Origin of the sequence: Psychrobacter sp. L7 (genome assembly GCF_002810365.1) — a bacterium.
Lineage (GTDB): Bacteria > Pseudomonadota > Gammaproteobacteria > Pseudomonadales > Moraxellaceae > Psychrobacter > Psychrobacter celer.
Genome location: NZ_NEXR01000006.1, coordinates 183,643 through 203,854, shown reverse-complemented (window position 1 = coordinate 203,854; position 20,212 = coordinate 183,643). Strand labels below are relative to the sequence as shown.

General features: G+C 47.4%; 14 protein-coding genes. 4 read left to right on the top strand and 10 right to left on the bottom strand.

Features of this window, described 5'->3' with window-relative positions:
- The first annotated feature begins 301 nt into the window (after positions 1–301).
- Entirely contained in the window at positions 302–1,396 is a 1,095-nt protein-coding gene (gene pdxA, locus CAP50_RS08215; protein WP_100749684.1) for a 4-hydroxythreonine-4-phosphate dehydrogenase PdxA, read from the top strand.
- 207 nt (positions 1,397–1,603) lie between these two features.
- Here pdxA and CAP50_RS08210 read toward each other — a convergent pair whose 3' ends face one another.
- Positions 1,604–2,167 carry a GNAT family N-acetyltransferase gene (locus CAP50_RS08210; RefSeq protein WP_100749683.1) on the bottom strand — a complete coding sequence of 188 codons (564 nt, stop codon included), beginning with the start codon at positions 2,165–2,167 and terminating at the stop codon, positions 1,604–1,606.
- A 649-nt stretch (positions 2,168–2,816) separates the two neighbouring features.
- Here CAP50_RS08210 and rsmA point away from each other — a divergent pair.
- Positions 2,817–3,680 carry a 16S rRNA (adenine(1518)-N(6)/adenine(1519)-N(6))-dimethyltransferase RsmA gene (rsmA, locus tag CAP50_RS08205; RefSeq protein WP_100749682.1) on the top strand — a complete coding sequence of 288 codons (864 nt, stop codon included), beginning with the start codon at positions 2,817–2,819 and terminating at the stop codon, positions 3,678–3,680.
- 52 nt (positions 3,681–3,732) lie between these two features.
- Positions 3,733–4,569, top strand: a complete 837-nt coding sequence (locus CAP50_RS08200; protein ID WP_100749681.1) for a symmetrical bis(5'-nucleosyl)-tetraphosphatase — start codon at positions 3,733–3,735, stop codon at positions 4,567–4,569.
- 86 nt (positions 4,570–4,655) lie between these two features.
- Here CAP50_RS08200 and CAP50_RS08195 read toward each other — a convergent pair whose 3' ends face one another.
- Both CAP50_RS08195 and cadR read right to left on the bottom strand, forming a co-directional pair.
- Positions 4,656–4,988, bottom strand: a complete 333-nt coding sequence (locus CAP50_RS08195) for a YnfA family protein (protein ID WP_100749680.1) — start codon at positions 4,986–4,988, stop codon at positions 4,656–4,658.
- Between the two features lie 54 nt (positions 4,989–5,042).
- Positions 5,043–5,453, bottom strand: a complete 411-nt coding sequence (gene cadR, locus CAP50_RS08190; protein ID WP_075101032.1) for a Cd(II)/Pb(II)-responsive transcriptional regulator — start codon at positions 5,451–5,453, stop codon at positions 5,043–5,045.
- 181 nt (positions 5,454–5,634) lie between these two features.
- On the opposite strand from cadR, the gene CAP50_RS08185 reads away from it, so the two are divergent.
- The gene (locus CAP50_RS08185) at positions 5,635–7,779 is read left to right on the top strand and encodes a heavy metal translocating P-type ATPase (protein ID WP_100749679.1); all 2,145 of its coding nucleotides are present in this window, start codon (positions 5,635–5,637) and stop codon (positions 7,777–7,779) included.
- A 237-nt stretch (positions 7,780–8,016) separates the two neighbouring features.
- Here CAP50_RS08185 and CAP50_RS08180 read toward each other — a convergent pair whose 3' ends face one another.
- From CAP50_RS08180 to ahcY, 7 genes are all read right to left on the bottom strand, one after another.
- Positions 8,017–10,485 carry a site-specific recombinase gene (locus CAP50_RS08180; protein WP_100749678.1) on the bottom strand — a complete coding sequence of 823 codons (2,469 nt, stop codon included), beginning with the start codon at positions 10,483–10,485 and terminating at the stop codon, positions 8,017–8,019.
- 381 nt (positions 10,486–10,866) lie between these two features.
- Positions 10,867–12,651: an acyl-CoA dehydrogenase C-terminal domain-containing protein gene (locus CAP50_RS08175; protein WP_100749677.1), complete on the bottom strand. Its 1,785-nt coding sequence runs from the start codon at positions 12,649–12,651 to the stop codon at positions 10,867–10,869.
- A gap of 271 nt (positions 12,652–12,922) precedes the next feature.
- On the bottom strand, positions 12,923–14,716 hold the full coding sequence (locus CAP50_RS08170) for an acyl-CoA dehydrogenase C-terminal domain-containing protein (protein WP_100749676.1): 1,794 nt from the start codon (positions 14,714–14,716) through the stop codon (positions 12,923–12,925).
- 387 nt (positions 14,717–15,103) lie between these two features.
- Positions 15,104–16,819: a putative bifunctional diguanylate cyclase/phosphodiesterase gene (locus CAP50_RS08165; protein ID WP_241900711.1), complete on the bottom strand. Its 1,716-nt coding sequence runs from the start codon at positions 16,817–16,819 to the stop codon at positions 15,104–15,106.
- Positions 16,820–16,891: 72 nt separating this feature from the next.
- Entirely contained in the window at positions 16,892–17,746 is an 855-nt protein-coding gene (locus CAP50_RS08160) for a 16S rRNA (uracil(1498)-N(3))-methyltransferase (RefSeq protein ID WP_100749674.1), read from the bottom strand.
- 157 nt (positions 17,747–17,903) lie between these two features.
- Positions 17,904–18,752: a methylenetetrahydrofolate reductase gene (locus CAP50_RS08155; RefSeq protein WP_100749673.1), complete on the bottom strand. Its 849-nt coding sequence runs from the start codon at positions 18,750–18,752 to the stop codon at positions 17,904–17,906.
- Between the two features lie 11 nt (positions 18,753–18,763).
- Entirely contained in the window at positions 18,764–20,188 is a 1,425-nt protein-coding gene (gene ahcY, locus CAP50_RS08150) for an adenosylhomocysteinase (RefSeq protein ID WP_075100907.1), read from the bottom strand.
- Positions 20,189–20,212: the final 24 nt, after the last annotated feature.

Below are 20,212 nucleotides of genomic sequence, written 5' to 3'. Positions count from 1 at the left end.
ATGTGGTAAGGTTTTTATTTTAGTAATAGTGCAGCAAAATGACGCAACAAAACAAAGGCGACGCACGGTTATGCTAGAGGTACCAAACGTGGTCTCAATGCTTGCTAGTAAATGCTACAATGAAAGGCGAAAGTTTAACACATTCTGCCCTTTTTTCGGACGTTATAAATAATTATCTGTAAAAACACCGTCTTTGATGAGCGAGAATTTTTAAGATTAGACTTAACGAGGAAATCTGATTTTTCTAATAAAAAATAAAATTAAATCAAAGTGTTAATGTAAATATAGGATGGTTTTAACTATGCAAAAAAAATTGCCGCTATTAATCACCACCGGTGAACCTGCTGGTATCGGTATGGATATTGTCTTGCTACTGGCCGATACAGGTAAGCTACAAGACTTTGCGCGTCCTATATGGGTCACTGCCGATCATACCGCGCTGCAAAAGCGTGCTGATATGTTGCTGGCAGCGGGCGTACTACGAAGCTGTCCGCGCTGGCAAACTGTCGATTTAGACATAGCAGCTGATAATTTCTTAGAGCAGATGCCACAGCAAACGCATATGAATACTCATGATGGCCATGCGTTTATTTTGTTAAATACGCCTTGTGCTCAATCCGTCATTTGTGGACAAATTAATACGCGCAATTCGGCCATGGTCGCCCAGCAGTTAGAGATTGCCCATCAGTTGGCCACCTACAAAGCCATCGCGGCCATTATCACAGGACCATTACAAAAGTCAGCACTGATCGATGCCGATATCAGATTGCCAGATGGCACCATGTTCAGCGGTCATACTGAGTTTTTTATGCAGCAAAGCGGCTGCGATAAAGTGGTGATGATGCTCGCCAACCAAACCATGAAAGTGGCGCTTGTCACCACGCATTTGGCCTTAAAGGACATCCCTGCTGCCATCACCGCTAATAATGTACGGCAAACGGTACAAATCGTCCTCGATGATATGCACACAAAATTCGGTATGAATAATCCGCGTCTCTTAGTCTGCGGTCTAAACCCACATGCAGGTGAGGGCGGACATTTGGGGCTTGAGGAGATGGAGATTATCAATCCCGTATTGCAGGAGTTTATCAATGCAGGTGTCGATATCTCTGAGGCGATGCCAGCGGATACGCTGTTTACCACTAGACATCTAAAAGAGTGTGATGCGGTTATCGCTATGTATCATGATCAAGGTTTGCCAGTACTTAAGTCGCATGGCTTTGGCGATACAGTCAATTTAACCTTGGGACTCCCTTATATACGCACGTCAGTGGATCATGGCACGGCGTTAGACCTAGCAGGGAGTGGCGGTGCCAGTGCTACCAGTCTGTATCAAGCATTAAATATGGCTAATGAGATGGCAGACAGATCCATTGTTAGTGGAACTATTGTATAAGTTGCTGTCTTATCTAGATTTGTTAGGCATTATAGGATAAGTCTAATGTCAGCTATGTCTATTTATAAATTATCAAGCATGACCTGATATAATTGGTTCCATTATACCGGTCTGTTTTAAGTGGCCTATAAGTGAGGTTACAGGGATAAATAGCTGGTTCCCTTGGGGTATGCATTCATCAATAGAGAGAGCTAAGAGTATCCTTAATTAGTGCTTTTTTATTTTCATCCATTCTTCTCGCGACACTTTGTATAGTACGTGTTCGGCAAGTGGGTCTGTAGCTTCTATAGCAGGATGAAGAAAGTTTTTTCTTGTATCCTTCATATCAAGACGTTCCATGACGCGCTGTGAACGCTTATTTATCTTTGCAGTAAACGATACGATTTCATCGAATTTTAGTTCTTCAAAAGCAAATTTTAAACAAGCATTGGCTGCTTCTGTAGCATAACCATAGCCCCAAAAATCTTTGCCCAATCTCCAGCCTATTTCGACACAAGGATTGAACGGAAGGTCTTGTTGTGGTTGATGTAGACCAACGAAGCCGATAAAAGTATCACTACCTTTGAGACTTACCGCCCAAAAACCCCAGCCTTTTTCATCTATAAGCAGTTGGCACTTTGAAGCCATAGCATTACTTTCTTTTTCTGTCAGTAGCTTAGGGAAATACTCCATTACGTCTTTACTAGAGTTTATTTTAGCAAAGGGTTTTAAGTCTTTTTTTCGCCAGTGCCTTAAATAAAGGCGATCCGTTTCTAATGTTTTCGATAGCATGACTAGGGCGTGTTGAACATTCGACCATGGCACTGACAGCGACTATTTTTTAGGCGATTCGATGTTAAAAATAATAAGTTTAGTCATTCTAAGCGCTTATTTTTAACGATGAAGCGGCAAAAAAGAGTCCTGTCCCTGCGGGCTGATGCTAAAATTGCCCCATACTGCGTTACAAATCTCGCTAAGGCATCTGCATTATCGTCGCTTTGTGCCTTGTCTGGAACAATTTTAGCGATCAGCAGTGCCTATTTGCGAATGTTCAACACGCCCTAACCTATGTTTAAGTAAATTAAATCTCGTCTTGGAGATAAGCGTTTACAATGAATAAAAATATTGGTCCAAAAACCCATTGCATGTACATTATAAAGTACACTGCGGCTATTTCAGCGTGTCAAAACGTTGATACCATTAGCCCACAGCCAAAAGTTCAAATCCTCACCAAGCAACATATATAACCAAGAATACACCAAATAGTTTAAGAACAAAAAAAGCAATGTGTCGGTTTTGCTAAGGTAGGGGTAGTTTGCTAATAAAACATCGCAAAAAGACAGTGCCAGTATGAGCTGTGTTATAATTCATTGATATATAGTCAGCACATTGCTGCCATAGCGCTATAGCCCCTTTATCTTTTATCCATTAAGACTCTTTTATGTCCAAAACTTCATTTGATGCTCAAACTATTTCTAACAGTTTACGTACTGCCAAGCACCAGCCGCGTAAGCGCTTTGGCCAAAACTTCTTGCATGATACCAGCGTTATTCGCCAAATCGTCGATAGCATTCGTTTAGAGCGCGACGATAATTTGATTGAGATTGGACCGGGAATGGGCGCGCTGACTGAGCCGCTATTGGCAGAAGTGGATGCGATGACGGTGGTGGAGTTGGATCGTGATTTGGCAGATAGCTTGCGTATCCGTATCGGTGCCAACAGCCATCCGAACTTTACTATCATTAAAGACAATGCCATGCACGTCGATTATCGCGAGCTGTATAGCGCTGAGCGTGGTAAGCTGCGGGTGGTGGGCAACCTTCCTTATAACATCTCCACACCGATACTTTTTCATCTGCTTAGCTTTGCAGATGTTATTCAAGACATGCACTTTATGCTACAAAAAGAAGTGGTTGAGCGTATCACCGCGGATGTCGGTAGCAAGACCTATGGCCGTCTATCGGTCATCATGCAGTATCACTGTGATACCGACTATCTACTGACAGTGCCACGCGGTGCGTTTAATCCACCACCTAAAGTCACCAGCGCCGTGTTTCGCTTGACCCCGCATATCGACAAGCCAGTGGTGGCAGAAGATGAAGAGTATTTTGCTATCGTCGTTCGTGAGACTTTCAATCATCGCCGTAAGACATTGCGTGCTATCTTTAAAAATTCGACTTTGTTGCCGACGCTAAGCGAAGCGGACTTTGCTGCCTGTGCCATCGACCCGCAAGCCAGACCTGAGACGCTGAGTGTCCAAGACTTTGTCGCGCTAAGCAATCATTCGCGGCATTTGCTTGTATAGCAAGCCTACTGTTTGTTGGTTATGATTTTATAGATTGATTTATTGAGGGTTTATGGGGTTTCGTCATCAGTATGTCATCGGCGATTTGCAAGGTTGTTATGCCGCTTATCGTCAATTACTAAACACGTTAGCATTTGACCCGACTCAAGACAAACTGTGGTTTGCAGGTGATTTGGTCGCGCGCGGTGAGGATTCACTAAGCACGCTGCGCCATGTCAAGTCGCTGTGTGAGCAGGGCGCAGCGGCGACCGTGCTGGGTAATCATGATATCAATCTAATTGCGGTATGGCGCGGCGCGGCAAAACTCAAAAATAAAGACAAAACCGCGCCGATTTTTGCTGCTGAAGATTGTGATGAGTTGCTAGAGTGGCTGCGTCATCAGCCAGTATTGGCTTATCCTGATGAGCACACGGTATTGGTGCATGCGGGTGTGCCGCCGCATTGGAGCATCGAGGCTGCGGCTGATTATGCGTGGCAGTTAGAGGCGGCGCTGCAAAGCAGTTTGCCGCAGCTTGATGCGCTATTGCCCAACCTATATAGCAAGACAGCTGATAAGTGGCATGCACAGATAAGCGGCTATACTAAGCTGCGTGCGATTGCCAATTACTTCACACGTATGCGCCTGTGCAAACAAGATGGCACCCTAGAGTTTGACTTTAGTGCAGGGCTGCAAGAGCCGATGCCTGATGACTTCGCACCGTGGTTTGACTGGCAAGTACCGCGTACGCGTAAGATACTCTTTGGTCATTGGGCGGCGCTCAAAGCCGAAGTTGATCTGCCACATGCACGTGCGCTAGACGGTGGCTGTGTATGGGGCAATCACCTACTGGCTTATCGCTTGAGCGATGGTAAGGTTGTTACCTCAAGCGCACACTGTCCAAGCTTGTGACGAGGACGATAGCTAGCTAATTTCGTTTTAGGTCGTCTGTTAATAGGCTTGAAGAGAGTAATGGCTGTTTTCAATGGGGTATTGCACTATGTAGTGCGCGGTGCAAACATGATAATAGCCATGCCTAGCAGTGCCACTGATGTGCCTAAGATGTCCCACGTCGTTGGTTGAACACCATCGACAGCCCATAACCATAGAATTGCAATCGTTACATACATACCACCGTAAGCCGCATAAACCCTACCAACGGCGGTTGGATGTAAAGTTAGCAGCCAAACAAAGGCGGTCAAACTAAAGGCGCTAGGAACAAGCAGCCATATTGACTTACCTTCTCTTAGCCATAAATATGGCAAGTAGCAACCTACAATCTCTGCTAGTGCAGTAATCGCAAAAAGCCCGACAGTTTTTAATTCAGACAAAATTATTCCTTTGATTATTTATAATGTAGCGTCTAAACAATGCGGCTGATGCTTCTACTGATGACAAGAATTATCAGCAAGAGCATTTAATATTCCACAGGATACCGCGGGTGCGCTAGATAGGCATTTTTTTCGCAAATCCATTAGATGCTGTTTTAATTGCATCAACTCTTCAATACGAACTTCTACCGCCTCAATATGCTCATCTAATAAGGCATCTACATTACCGCAGTCTCTGTCAGGCTCATCCCAGTACTGCAATAACACCCGTACTTCATCCAACGTCATATCAAGCGTACGACAGTGCAGGATAAACTGTAGACGCTCGATGTGCGTGTCATTATATAAACGATAATTGCCTGCACTGCGTGAAGGCTCAGGCAGCAATCCTTCCTTTTCATAGTAACGAATGGTTTCTACTGTCGCGCCTGTGCGTTTAGCGAGTTCTCCGATTTTAATCAGCATGACTGCCTCTTGAGCATTAAACATTAAAGTTACTATAAAGTTTAATGGCTAATAAATCAATGTTATGACGTCAGATATAAAGCGCCTTGACTCTAAAGCCACTATAGGGTTCATAATAGATTTATTAAAAAATGCTTATAGCAGTACAAGTTATGAGGACAACGCATTAGGAAAAATAATTATGCAATATCATATCGAAGGTATGGACTGTGCCAGCTGCGTCGGTAAAATCGAAACGGCGCTCGCCCGTATGCCTGACATCTCTGACGTACGGCTTAACTTTGCCACCGAAAAGTTAACGCTAACATTAGCGCCTGATGGAGAGACGCAATTTAGTGACATCGAAAAAACCATTACGCGCCTCGGGTTTGGTATATTTGCCATAACGGATCAATCAACCGATCTAAGTAGCGAGAGTCCATCCGCTACAGAGCAGCCACGTTGGTGGCAAAGCCGCAAAGGCAAGCAAGTCATTGGTCTTGGCGTGTTGATGAGCGCCGCTTACGCGCTATCAGTGGTTTTTCCTGATTATGGCATGTGGGCATTTGCTGTTGCCGTCATTGTGGGTGTGTCTCCTTTTGCTCGTAAAGCCTTTGCCTTAGCGTCGACCGGCACGCCTTTTTCGATTGAGATGCTGATGTCGGTTGCGGCAATTGGTGCGCTTATTATTGGTGAGCCTGAAGAGGCAGCAGCAGTGGTATTCTTATTCTCAGTCGGCGAGCTACTAGAGAGCGTGGCTGCTGATCGCGCGCGTGCTGGCATTAGGGCTTTGGCGGCACTGGTGCCAAAGACTGCAATTTTACTTGACGCACAAGGCGGGCAGCGCGATGTACCGGCGTCTTCATTACAAGTCGATGATTTGGTGCTGGTACGCCCGGGCGATAAGGTGTCTGCTGACGGCATTATTACTCAGGGCGCATCTAGCCTTGATGAATCGCCCATCACCGGCGAGTCTATCCCCGTTGCCAAAACAGTAGGCGACAAGGTGTTTGCAGGCGCCATCAATATGGAGGGCGCGCTGCACATACGCGTAGAAAAAACAGCCGCTGACAATACCATTGCACGAATCATTGAGCTAGTGGAGCAGGCGCAAGTCTCCAAAGCGCCCACTGCACGTTTTATCGAAAAGTTTAGCCGCTACTACACGCCAGCAGTGATGGCGATTGCCGCTTTAGTTATTATTATTCCGCCGTTAGTGATGGGCGGGGAGTGGGCAACTTGGCTATATCGCGGTTTGGCACTATTGCTCATCGCCTGTCCATGCGCCCTCGTCCTATCCACACCGGCCGCTATCGCCTCGGGTCTGGCTGTTGGTACGCGCCGTGGCCTTCTGATCAAAGGTGGGAGCGCGTTAGAAACCATTGGTCGCGTCAATACGGTTGCTTTTGACAAGACAGGTACGTTAACGGAAGGCAAACCCCGCGTGACCGATGTTGTCACTTTTACCCAGCAGTATATGGATGCTCAAGATAAAAATGCGATATTAGCGCTGTTTGCCAGTGTTGAGTCCACCTCTAACCATCCGCTTGCAAAAGCCATCATCGATCACGCCAAAGCGGCCAATATTGCCATACCAGTAGCGTCTAAGGCTCACGCGACTGCAGGTAAAGCTGTACATGCAACGGTAGCTGGGCGCTCTTTAACCATCGGCTCTCCTGTATATGCCGCCGACCAAACCTCAATAACCGCCAAACAAAATGCCCAAATCGAAGCATTACAAAATGAAGGAAAAACGGTGTCGGTGCTGTTCGATGAGCAAAGCCGTGAGGTGCTCGGGCTAATCGCGCTACGAGATGAGCTGCGGGACGATGCCAAAGAAGGCGTAGCACAGCTTCATGCAATGGGGGTTCGCTCCATGATGCTGACGGGCGACAACCGCCTTACTGCTCAAGCGCTTGCTAGTCATCTAGATATAGAGTGGCAAGCTGAGCTGTTGCCCGAAGATAAGCTGCGTTTGATAGACGAGATGAAGACTAAAACCCAAATAGCGATGATTGGTGATGGTATCAATGATGCGCCAGCGTTAGCGACTGCCGATGTCGGTATCGCGATGGGCGGTGGTACTGACGTCGCGATTGAAACGGCTGACGTCGCCTTATTAAAAAGTCGCGTGACCGACGTCGCTCATCTGATTGCATTGTCGCGGGCAACCTTATCCAATATTCATCAAAACGTGATTTTTGCGCTGGGCCTCAAAGCAGTGTTTCTAATCACCACGGTACTCGGTATCACGGGTTTATGGATCGCGGTATTGGCTGATACTGGCGCAACCGTGCTGGTTACACTTAATGCTTTGCGTTTAATGCGTTTTAAAAACGTCCATTAGCAAACGCCCTTACTTCAATAGATAATCATCTAAAGATGGCTAACTCTGGCCAAATGCTGTCAATTAGCTGACTAATAGCTCGATATTCTCTGTGCTGTGTTCGTTGTTTGATGACAATGTTTGATCAAAATGTCTAATCACAATGTTTGGCTGCCATTCATCTCATTTTTATCACCATTTTTAAAATAAGGGCACGCCCTATATAAACCCCAGTTCGACATAAGCAAAGTGCCCGTATTAACTGGGCAGTTTTGGTGGTTTTTTCGGTTTTGGCAGTGGCGTTTTGGCATCGCCTGCAGGCTTGCTATCAGGGGCGCTCATGCTTTGGTCAGCACCAGTTTGGTCAGTACGATGGCGCTGGTTTTGCGCGCTACTATCAGCTGACAGATTGTTGGTTTTGCCGCCGTATTGAATATCATTGGCGTACGGTACACTGTTTAGCTCTTCATCGACGAGGCCGTCATCTAAGTCGATGACTTTTTTTGGCGGTGCATGCGGTTGTACATGATCGCCTTTTGGCTGATTGGCGTAGTATATGTCGGTGCTGGTCTGCGCATTTTGTGCCCCTGCTTGTTTGGACTCAGGCAGTATTCTGACATCGGATAGGCGGCGTACCACATAGTTACTTGGGAGAGGTTTACCGCTTTTTTGTGCCGAGGTGTCATCAAATATCATGTGTCCTTGACTATCGATACGCGCATATTTCATGGGCTTGTCACGCGGCCAAAAAAAGTCAGAAGGATGACTGATAATGTGACCAAACACCAATTTGGTCAAACGGCCCCATTCAAAGAAACGTACTTCTTTGGAGCGTAGCGCGACAAACAGCGCCAGAGAAAAACTGACCATCAGGTTGACGATGCCGATTAGCGCCACTCCTAGTATCGATAATAAAATCACGCTCCAGCTGATTTGGTCGGCGGAGATATTAAACAATCCATGCGCTAGGTTGGCTGAGGCAAAGGCGATATGGCGGATATCAATCGGTAGCCCAAAGATAAAGCCGATGGTAGCTGTACTGCCCAAAAACACACCGAACAAAAAGTTGCCCATGATAGCGCCGAGGTTGGCTTCGACAAAACCGCCCAGCCGCTGGAGCCAAGATTTGGGCAGTACGTATTGCAAGAGTCGATGACGCTGGATACGTGCCCCGACATGGTTATAAACTGCCAAATTATCATAATAGCCTGCAATCAGACCTGATAAGAATAAATAAACCCCAGCGATGGCAGCATGAGGCAGAGCCAATGAGCGAAAAGGATCAAGGTCGTGCAGGAGGTGCTCAGCCTTGGTGGTGTCGATCATCGGTGCGCCTGTGTACTGTAGCCATGCAAACGAGATAATCAAAGCAACTGGGATAGCCAGCATGACGTTACCCATGATAGCGATAAACTGCGTGCGCAAAATGTCGACCACCAGCTCTGAGAGCTTGGTCAATTGCCGTGATTTTTTGCCCGAGCCGTCCGATATCGTTGAGGCGATGGCCGCAGCAGTCATGGCCGGCTGCTTGGTGGCGACTGTACCGCGAATGACATGAATGAATACAAAACCCAAGCCATAAATCATACTATTAACAAACGCGCGTCCCATCGGCGCTAAGGCCAATTGATAGGCCAGTATCTTGATGGTAGCCATAAAGGCAATGACAAAACCGCCGATAGAGGCCTTTTTAAACATTTTTTGATAGCCAGCTTTGTCGGTACTGATATAGTGCTCACCGACGCGGCTGGCGTTTTCTGTGACTTTGCGCGATAGCAGTTTGGTATTATTGTCAATCAAATAGCCAATACTATAGCGGCGATTGGCCGTGGTAATCAGCGTCTGCACCAGCTCAATCACCGCATGATCTCGCTTTTGATGATCATCGGTCAAAAGCTCGGTCAAGATGCGCATGCGCTGCAGGCTTTGATCAAGGCGCAGCATCATGTTGGTCAGACGAATAGAGATACCTGTTTTATAAATGCGCTTACGTACGGTGGCGACGATGCCTTCGCACTGCTCAAGCATGACCAGCAAGGGCGCTGGGTCTACGGCTTTTTCGGGTGTGATGTCTGTCAGCGTATCTAGCTCGTGGGCTTGGCGATACTGATTGACAAACAGCACGGCTTCTTGGTTTTGGGCGACAAAAGACGCAGAGTAGTTGAGTATCTGAGGATACGACGCCATCAGATCGGGGTGCAAGCCAATGCCGCTAATGCGGTACGATAAGATAATAATGGCGTTTAATATATTGTTTTTGGCGGTAGCGACTAGGTCCAGATGCTGCTCATTGACTTTTAATAGCTCGACCAGCGCATCCCACTTGTCGCGCTCGATGTTGGCCAGCCAGCGTTCATCAGAGCGCTTATTAAATAAATAACCCACCAGTTCAACGACGGAGTCTTCTTGCGGCAATAAAGGCAAAAACCGATGCCCAATCAGCCGGCGCAGACTGTTAAAAAACCCTTGATCCGACATGATGCCTGTGTCGGTGTATAGCGCAATTTGTCGATACTCGATAATGAGCTTTAACACAAAGCTGGCCAGCCCATCTGCATACTCTGGATGCTGACGTAAGATGTTGATTAGTGATTGAATGTTTTGATTGGCTAGGGCAGGCTCTCTATCACTGACGCGCAGCTCATTTATCAAGCGCTTGAGCACCACCGGATCGGGCACATCACTGAGCGCAGTAATCTGTTGCAAAATGCGTTTTAGTTCTGACACGTTGCGTCCTTTATTATGAGAGGATTTATTATAAGCGGTTTTTATTATTTAAGAGTCATCACAGTTGCTGGGCGACCAACGAGCGGCACACCATCAGACAAGTATCCTGCGTTATTTTAATCATAACGATAGTTCGGTGGTGAATTATTTTGTTAGCAGTTATTTTTACTAGGGCGTATCCTAAATACAATCGACAGTCACCTAAATGGACTAAAATGGCTAAATATTGTCAAACGGCGTCAAATCACTCACGAATACATTGATACCCATAGATATTCATAGCATAGACCTATAACACTGACCAAATGATTTGGGCAAAAAAAGGGACAGTCACCGAACTGTCCCTTTTTTTATATATTTTAATGTACCAATCGCGACCGATTAGTTGGCAGGTACATCGAAATAATCAAGATCAAAGTTCATCATTGGGTCACTACCAGCTTTGACCATCTGTGCATGCGCATTGATACGTGGCAAGATACGGCCAACGAAATAATCGGCAAGCTTGGCTTTGTTGGTGTAGAACTCACCCTCTTTGCCATTGGCAGCCTCGACCATCAAGGCAAACATATACGAGTAAGCAAGGTAACCAAAGGCATGCATGTAGTCAACCGCGCAGCCGTTGATTTCGCTCTTACGCTCGCCGATATTGCTCAGCACTGTGGTGGTCAGCTCTTCAATGGTATCAGCTGCATCTAGTGTGGCCTGCTTGATGCCATGATCGGCCTGCATGTTGTTGACAAAATCACGAATCTCACCTAAGAAATGGGTGACATATTTGCCGTTATTACGCGCAACTTTACGACCGAGTAGGTCAAGCGCTTGAATACCGTTGGTGCCTTCATAGATCTGCGCGATACGAGTATCACGGACGATTTGCTCCATGCCCCATTCGCGAATATAGCCATGACCGCCAAATACTTGCTGGCAATCCACCGTGGCTTCTAGTGCTTTGTCGGTTAAGAAGGCTTTGGCAACTGGCGTCAGTAGGGCAACACGTGCAGCAGCGGCTTGAGCAGCTTCTGGGTCAGTACTAAATTTTTCTTCGTCAAGATTTTTGGCGACATACATGGCAAAGCAGCGTGACGCTTCGGTGTTGGCTTTGGCATTTAGCAGCATGCGGCGCACATCAGCATGATGGATGATGGCATCGGCAGGCTTTTCTGGGCTTTGGATTTGGGTGTCACTACGACCCTGACCACGATCATTGGCGTATAATGCTGCGTTTTGATAAGCCAGCTCAGAGCCACCAAGGCCTTGTAGACCCATGGTCACACGCTCATAGTTCATCATGATAAACATAGAAGATAAGCCGGTGTTTTCTGCGCCCACCATCCAACCTTTGGCGTTATCAAAGTTCATCACGCAAGTCGCTGAGGCTTTGATACCCATCTTGTGCTCGATAGAGCCAACCGCCAAGGTGTTGCGCTCACCCAAGCTACCATCTTCATTGACCAAGAATTTTGGTACGACAAACAGTGAAATGCCTTTTGAGCCTTTTGGCGCATTTGGAGTTTTTGCCAATACCAAATGAATGATATTGTCAGTGAGGTCATGCTCGCCGCCAGTGATAAAGATTTTGGTACCAGAGATATTGTAGCTACCGTCATCGTTTGGCACGGCTTTGGTTTTGATGATGCCGAGGTCAGTACCAGCATGTGGCTCAGTCAAGCACATAGTGCCTGACCATTCGCCGTTATACATTTTTTCTAAGTAAGTTTGTTTTTGCTCTTCAGACGCCGCCGCGTTGAGGCAAAGCGTCGCGCCAACAGTTAGGTTAGGGTAGAGGGCGAAGGATTGGTTGGCGGTAAATACCATCTCTTCGGTCAGCATGGTAACCATCTTTGGGAAACCTTGACCGCCGTACTCAGCATTACCACTCAAGCCCACCCAGCCTGATTCAGCATACTGCTTATAAGCTTCTTTAAAACCAGTAGGCGTGGTGACAACGCCATCACCCTCAAAGGTTGCGCCTTCTTCATCACCGCTACGGTTGATAGGCAACAAAACGTTTTTTGACAGCTTTGCCATTTCTTCTAAAATCATATCGACGGTTTCCATATCGACATGAGCTAGGTTTTCGTTATTTTGCCAAAACTCAGGCGCATTAAATACATCGTTTAAGATAAAGCGCATGTCATTAAGAGGGGCATTATAAACAGCCATAAACATTCCTTTGGTTCAAATAAATAAAAGTTAGAGCGATGAAAATAAGAAGTGCCAAACGTGTGGATTGCTTTTTGAGGTCATCTGCGCGACTCATAATCAAAGCAACGGCTAAGCAAAGTTTAACAAATAAGCCTATGAGCAGGTGTTTTTCTTCGTGAATTATGCGTACACCAAAATATAATTGACCAACAAAATCGGCAACACACCTTGGTATGTTGCCGATATAAGTATAGTGTGCTGTCGTCAAAATACTAGTGCAAAAACACTATTAAAACGCAAATTGATCCACATCCATGGTCATATACGGCTCAACACCTGTGCTGATACGCTGTACATGCGTGGTGGTACGCGGCAATAATTTTGCAAAGTAGAATTGCGCGGTTTTGACTTTGGCATCATAGAAGGCTTTTTCGCCCGTACCGTCTGCCAGTGCCGTCTGCGCGACCAAGGCCATACGCGCCCATAAGTAAGCTAGGGTCACATAACCGCTAAAGTATAAGTAGTCAACAGCCGCACCGCCAACTGCATCTGGGTTTTCAGTTGCTTGCATACCGATGCGTGCAGTCAAGTCGCCCCATTCTTTGACGTGTTTGGCAAGTGGGCGGATGAACTGACCCATCTCGTCATTGTCTTTGTGCTCTTGGCAGAACGTCTGGATGATGTTGACAAAGTTGGCCAGCATTTTACCTTGTGAGCCCAATACTTTACGGCCGAGTAGATCGAGTGCTTGGATTTCGGTGGTGCCTTCGTATAAGCAAGCGATACGCGTGTCACGGACGTTTTGCTCCATGCCCCATTCACTGATAAAGCCGTGACCGCCATAGACCTGTACGCCATGGTTAGCCGCTTCTAGGCCTGTTTCGGTCAAGAATGCTTTAGCAATCGGCGTTAAGAGTGACAGCATTTGGTCGGCGAATTTTAGATCATCGCCTTCGCCTTTTGCCACAGTATCCGCAAAGTGTGAGAGGTAATAAACGAGGGCACGACCGCCTTCAGCAAAGGCTTTTTCAGTCAACAGCATGTTGCGCACCGCTGGATGAACGATGATTGGGTCAGCGACTTTTTCTGGTGCTTTGGCACCTGATAGTGAGCGCATCGCTAGGCGGTCTTTGGCATAGGTTAATGAGCCTTGGAACGCATATTCTGCTGCGGTCAAGCCTTGAACTGCTGTACCGATACGAGCGACGTTCATAAAGGTAAACATGCACTGTAAACCGCGGTTTTCTGGGCCAATCAAGTAGCCTTTTGCACCATCAAAGTTCATCACGCAAGTCGCTGAAGCTTTGATACCCATTTTGTGCTCGATAGAGCCACAGACGACGTTGTTGTTTTCGCCAAGGCTGTTGTCTTCATTGACCAACACTTTAGGTACGATAAACAGTGAGATGCCTTTGGTGCCAGCAGGTGCGCCTGGTAGACGGGCTAGAACGATATGAATGATGTTGTCGGTGAGGTCGTGCTCGCCTGCTGAGATGAAGATTTTTTGACCGGTGATGCTATAAGTACCGTCATCATTTGGCTCAGCTTTGGTACGGATAATACCCAAGTCAGAGCCCGCGTGGGCTTCTGTCAAGCACATGGTGCCTGACCATTCGCCGGTGACCATTTTTTCTAGGTAAGTTTGTTTTTGCTCATCAGTGCCATGGTGCTCGATGGTTTGAATTGCGCCATGCGATAGGCCAGGATACATAGAAAATGACCAGTTAGCCGTACCGATCATCTCATTGATGACCGTTGATAGTGAGAACGGCATGTTTTGACCACCAAATTCTTCTTCAGCTGATAGCGCTGGGAAGCCAAGCTCACAGTACTGCTTATAAGCTTCTTTAAAGCCTGTGGGTGTGGTCACAGTACCGTTGTCAAACTGGCAGCCTTCTGCATCGCCGCTTTGATTCAAAGGTGATAGCTCGTTTTCGGCAAAGCTTGCCGCCATTTCAAATAGGCTGTCCATCAACTCACGATCAGCCTCTTGAAATGCAGGCAACGTTTTGTAGTGGCTTTCACTATCGAGTAGCTCATGCATCACGAATTGAATGTCACGTAAGGGCGCTTTGTATTGCATAACTTCCTGTCCTTTTTAACATGTCAGCAGGCACAGTCTATAGACTACGGTAGTCGGTAGGCTCGCTACAGTAAGTTGACAAGCACAAATAAATAATAGGCTGCCATACAGATAGACTACGTGCGCGATGACATAAAATGGTATTGAAAAGAATGGTGATTGTCAGAGTCGGTTTGAGACTTAATATATTCCAACAAATTCACTATAAAAGATAGGCGTTCATCGGCGATTATACAAGTTTGGTGACAGCACTGATAAGTCATGAACCTGCCTTGCATCGGTTATGCAATCAACGTTAGACGCAAAAGACACAGAGCAATAACCGTATGAAAAGACTGATGTTACCGATACGATAAAATCAACCATAGCCGCCGGTATTTGCTAATATTATTTGGTGGTTGACTGTTTGATGAGCATGTCGGTGGCGACCTCGGCGGGCACGGGTTTTCCAAACCAATAGCCTTGACCATACTGGCAGCCCATCGCCAGTAACCGATCGCGCTGCGCCTCAGTCTCGATTCCTTCGGCGACCACTTGCATATCTAACGCCGCGGCCAAGTCTAAGATGGCTTTGACAATGGCATACTGGGTGCGATCCGACTCAATGTTTGAGATAAAGCTTTTATCGACTTTGATAAAATCAAACGGGTATTCTTGTAAATAACTCAAGGATGCATAGCCGGTGCCAAAGTCGTCTAAGGCAATACAAATACCCAGATCTTTTAGCAGAGCTAGTTGTTTTTTGACATTGTCATGGCGCTGTATCAAAGACGACTCGGTGACTTCGATATGTAGCTGATGGGCCGATATACCGTGCTCTACCAACAGGCTACTGACCATCTCAAAAAAATCAGGGTGGCTAAATTCGGCGGCATCCGCGTTGATACAGATATGCTGATAAAACCCTTGCTGCTGCCAAATGGCCAGTTGCGCCGCGATTTTTATCGCCATTTGAGAAAAAAGCTCAAACGAGAGTTTGTGAGTGAGGATGGCGTTGATAAAATGCGCAGGTTTGAGAAGGCCGCGGGTGGGGTGTTGCCAGCGTACCAACGCTTCAAAGCCGGTAATACGACCCGTCGTCAAGTCGAATTTTGGCTGATAATAGGGAATAAACTGGCCAGCGGTGGTGGCCTCTCTTAACTCAGCCTCTAACTGTAAGCTGCCAGCGGTGGCTTCTTCGATCGCCGCATTGTACCAGCAGATATCGTCGCCGCCTTGCTGCTTGACATAATGCAAGGCTTTTTCAGCTTTGGTCAAAAGCCCTGTCAGCTCGGTGTCGTTTTGCGGAAAATAGCTGACACCGACGGAGATATGACAATAGATATTGGCGTCGGTTTTGGTGTCCTTATCGATCGAAAAAGGCCGCTCACACATCTGCATGAGCTTATCTAACTGATGGCGCACCATATTGGCATCATGACATTCAAATAACAACGCAAAATCATCGCCGCCAAAGTGCGAAAAGCAGCGCAAACAGCCCAGCTCTAGCGCCTTGAGGCGCGCCACAAAGCTTTTGATTAAATGATTGATACCATCAGGACCCAATAGGCTTGCAAGACTACGATACCGATCGATATTGAGACGAACGATGATTACTTCTTGATAGCTGTCGAGCAGCAAATCACTGGTCTGACTCAAAAAAACCTTACGGTTGGGCAGGCCGGTCAGCTGATCGTAATTGAGCAGATGGGTCAGCTGTTTTCGGTCTTTGGCCGCAGAAGACATATCGCGAATCAGACCGATATAATACGTCTTGGCCTCTATGGCCACCTTGCGATACGTGATATGGCACTGTAGTATCTCACCATAACGGTTGGCCATCGAAAAATCACTTTCATAAAAGCCGCTATTATCAAGATGGTTGGTGATTTGCGCCAAAACACCTCTTTCTTCCTCTGACAAAAAATCAGCGGCATAGACTCCAAGCGGCCGACCCAGTAAAAAAGACTCGCTATAGCCGATGATAAGCTCATAACTGGCATTGATCGACAAATAGCGTAGGTTTTCATCTAAAATGAAAATAGCATCATCGCATTGCTCACACAGTTTGGTCAGCAGTAGCTGCTTGTCGGCAATGGGGATGGGGGCAAAAGTAGTCATCATCGAACTCATCATGGCAAAGGTGAATAATCAGTCGGTTTGTCATCATAACAATGAGCGAGCCGAGCGCTTGTATTATAAAGCCAACGCGTGCAAAGTCGCCAAAGCCACCACGGGCGCTGTTTCGGTGCGCAGTACCCTTGCGCCAATTTGCCAAGGTGCAAAGCTTGCGTCCGCTGCTCGCTTGCACTCCTCATCGCTAAGACCGCCTTCAGGGCCAATGAGCAACTCAATATAAGGCGCCGCTTGTCTTAGTACTGGCAATAACGCCTCTGGCGTCGCAGGTTGTCCTGCTGCTGGCACGCTGAGCTGCAAGCGTAAATCGGCTGGCTGCTGTAGGGATTGATAGTAATGGTCTTGGCTTAGCTCGGCGACCAAAGGACTGACGGCGAGGTGTGGCGCGCTACGCGACGGCTGTGTCAGCCAATCAGTGATAGACATCGGTGTAAGGATGAGGGGCGGACGGTTGAGGCCACACTGCTCACAGGCCGCTATTGCCACTTGCTGCCAGTGCGCCAGTTTTTTCTCTACTTGCGCAGGTTTTAGATTGACCTCACCATGATGGCTGGTGAGTAATTGAATCGCCGTCACGCCAAGCTCGGTGGACTTTTGAATAGCATAATCCATACGCTCGCCGCGGCTCATCACCAGACCAATCTGGCTGAGGATAGGCGCTGTACGCTCATCTGTGCTGTGAGCCAACACCGCCACCGTGGCGTGTTTTTTACTGATGCTTTGGAGCTGTACGTGATACTCACCGCCAAAACCATCAAACAACACCCCTTCATCGCCGATATTTGCGCGTAGTACACGGCACCAGTGATGAACGATACTGTCGGTCAATTCGATGCTGGCACCGATCGCAACCGTGCTCAATGGCGGGTAAGGTGTGTCCTTAGTATTACTGCTGGCATAAAAAAAACGTCGCACAGTCGGTTCATCCTTTGGTTGAACAATAGTCTGTCTTAGTATCTTAGCAGACTATTGGTGAAGTGAGGAGGGGAGATAAAAACGCGATGACAAAAAAAGCTTGCAACAAAAAACTGGCGCTCCTAAGAACGCCAGTTTTTATTACTATATAAGTAGTCTAAGCGCTAAGGCCCAGTGCTTCAACCAAGCGTTTATTTGGCTCAACTTTGTTCATGCTATAAAAATGCATGGCTGGCACGCCTTCGCTCATTAAGCGCTCACATAAGCGATACACCACATCAAAACCAAACTCGCGAATAGATTTGCTGTCATCGCCAAAATCCGCCAAGCGTTTACGCACATAACGCGGAATATCAGCGCCGCAGCTATCAGCAAAGCGTACTAAATTGCTGGAGTTGGTGATCGGCATGATACCAGCGATTAATGGCTGTGCGACCGTGTCGATACCACGCCTTTCTAACGTATCACGCAAGTACAAGTAGCTATCAGCATTATAAAAAAACTGAGTAATCGCCGCGTTGGCACCTGCTTGGTACTTGTTGACTAAGTTGTCGACATCAAACTCAAAGCTACGCGCTTGCGGATGCATCTCAGGGTAGGCGGCGACCTCGATACGAAAGTGCTCGCCTGAATGCTCACGAATGAACTTGACCAAATCTAATGCAAATGGCAGCTCACCCATACCGATCTGACCTGAGGGCAAATCGCCGCGCAGCGCCACCAGACGCTTGATGCCCAGTGCTTTATAGTGATCGAGCAGGCCTGCGATTTCGACCTTATCATCACCGATACACGACATGTGCGGCGCAATATCAGTATCGCCGCGCGCACATAAGGTCTGTACGATGTCTAGCGTACGGCTACGTGTCGAGCCACCCGCACCGTAAGTCACTGAAAAATAGCTTGGTGCCAGTTTGTTTAGCTCGTCATAGGTGTTTAGGAGCTTTTGACCCCCTTGCTCAGTTTTGGCAGGGAAAAACTCAAAAGAAAAAGCAGGCTTGCTCACAGTCGCGCTCCTTAGTATTTATAAGCGTCAGGCTTAAACGGGCCTTCGACAGGGACGCCTAGATACTCGGCTTGCTTTTCGGTCAGCTTCGTCAAGGTACCGTTAAAGCCTGCAACCATCGCTGCTGCAACTTCTTCGTCGAGTTTTTTCGGTAGTACTTTGACGTACAAGTTGTCCGCGCGTGCATCCATTGGCAAATCAGCGAATTTTTCTTCAAACAAGTACATTTGCGCCAAGACTTGGTTGGCAAACGAGCCGTCCATCACGCGCGATGGGTGACCGGTTGCGTTACCTAGGTTCACTAAGCGACCTTCGGCAAGCAAAATCAGATAGTCGTTTTCATCATCCGAGCGGAACACTTGATGTACTTGTGGTTTGATCTCAACCCAGCGCCAGTTGTCACGCATAAATTGCGTGTCGATTTCGGTGTCGAAGTGACCGATATTACAGACGACCGCACCAGGTTTCAATGCTGCGAGCATATGTCTGTCACAGACATGATAGTTACCTGTCGTTGTGACGATCAAATCAGTGTCTGCTAGCAAACGCTTGTTGATGCTGTCTGCGCCGCCAGTATTGTCGCCATCGATGTACGGAGACAATACTTCGTAGCCGTCCATACAGGCCTGCATTGCACAGATAGGATCGACTTCTGAGACGCGTACGATCATGCCTTCTTGACGTAGGCTTTGGGTTGAGCCTTTGCCCACATCACCATAACCAATGACTAGCGCACGGCGACCTGCAAGGAACATGTCGGTTGCGCGTTTGATGGCGTCATTTAGGCTATGACGGCAGCCGTATTTGTTGTCGTTTTTTGATTTGGTCACCGCGTCGTTGACGTTGATCGCGGGTACTTTTAGCGTACCTTTGCCTAGCATCTCGATCAAACGATGCACACCTGTGGTGGTCTCTTCTGAGATACCATGGATGCTATCGAGCATCTGTGGGTATTCATTGTGAATCAACGCAGTAAGGTCGCCGCCATCATCTAAGATCAAGTTAGCATCCCAAAGCTCGCCTGATGCTTCGCCGCCGACATGTACTTGTTGACGGAGGCACCACTCGTACTCTTCTTCGGTTTCGCCTTTCCAAGCAAACACAGGAATGCCAGCCGCTGCGATTGCTGCCGCTGCGTGGTCTTGGGTCGAAAAGATATTACATGAGGTCCAGCGTACTTCCGCACCTAGCGCAACGAGTGTTTCGATAAGCACTGCGGTCTGAATGGTCATGTGGATACAGCCGGCGATTTTGGCACCTTTGAGTGGCTGCTCGTCTTGATAGCGACGACGTAGACCCATCAATGCAGGCATTTCAGCTTCGGCAAGGGTGATTTCGCGGCGACCGTAGTCAGCCAGGCTGATGTCAGCGACTTTATAGTCAGTAAAGGAAGGGTCGATGGTATGGGCAGATGGGGTGGTAGACACTGCGTCCATAATATGCTCCTATCAGTGGTCAAT

What these genes read in the sequence shown, in the direction of transcription:
- pdxA (WP_100749684.1), top strand. Translation starts at nt 302, where the DNA reads ATGCAAAAAAAATTGCCGCTATTAATCACCACCGGTGAACCTGCTGGT.
- CAP50_RS08210 (WP_100749683.1), bottom strand. Translation starts at nt 2,167, where the DNA reads ATGCTATCGAAAACATTAGAAACGGATCGCCTTTATTTAAGGCACTGG.
- rsmA (WP_100749682.1), top strand. Translation starts at nt 2,817, where the DNA reads ATGTCCAAAACTTCATTTGATGCTCAAACTATTTCTAACAGTTTACGT.
- CAP50_RS08200 (WP_100749681.1), top strand. Translation starts at nt 3,733, where the DNA reads ATGGGGTTTCGTCATCAGTATGTCATCGGCGATTTGCAAGGTTGTTAT.
- cadR (WP_075101032.1), bottom strand. Translation starts at nt 5,453, where the DNA reads ATGCTGATTAAAATCGGAGAACTCGCTAAACGCACAGGCGCGACAGTA.
- CAP50_RS08185 (WP_100749679.1), top strand. Translation starts at nt 5,635, where the DNA reads ATGCAATATCATATCGAAGGTATGGACTGTGCCAGCTGCGTCGGTAAA.
- CAP50_RS08175 (WP_100749677.1), bottom strand. Translation starts at nt 12,651, where the DNA reads ATGGCTGTTTATAATGCCCCTCTTAATGACATGCGCTTTATCTTAAAC.
- CAP50_RS08170 (WP_100749676.1), bottom strand. Translation starts at nt 14,716, where the DNA reads ATGCAATACAAAGCGCCCTTACGTGACATTCAATTCGTGATGCATGAG.
- CAP50_RS08165 (WP_241900711.1), bottom strand. Translation starts at nt 16,819, where the DNA reads ATGATGACTACTTTTGCCCCCATCCCCATTGCCGACAAGCAGCTACTG.
- ahcY (WP_075100907.1), bottom strand. Translation starts at nt 20,188, where the DNA reads ATGGACGCAGTGTCTACCACCCCATCTGCCCATACCATCGACCCTTCC.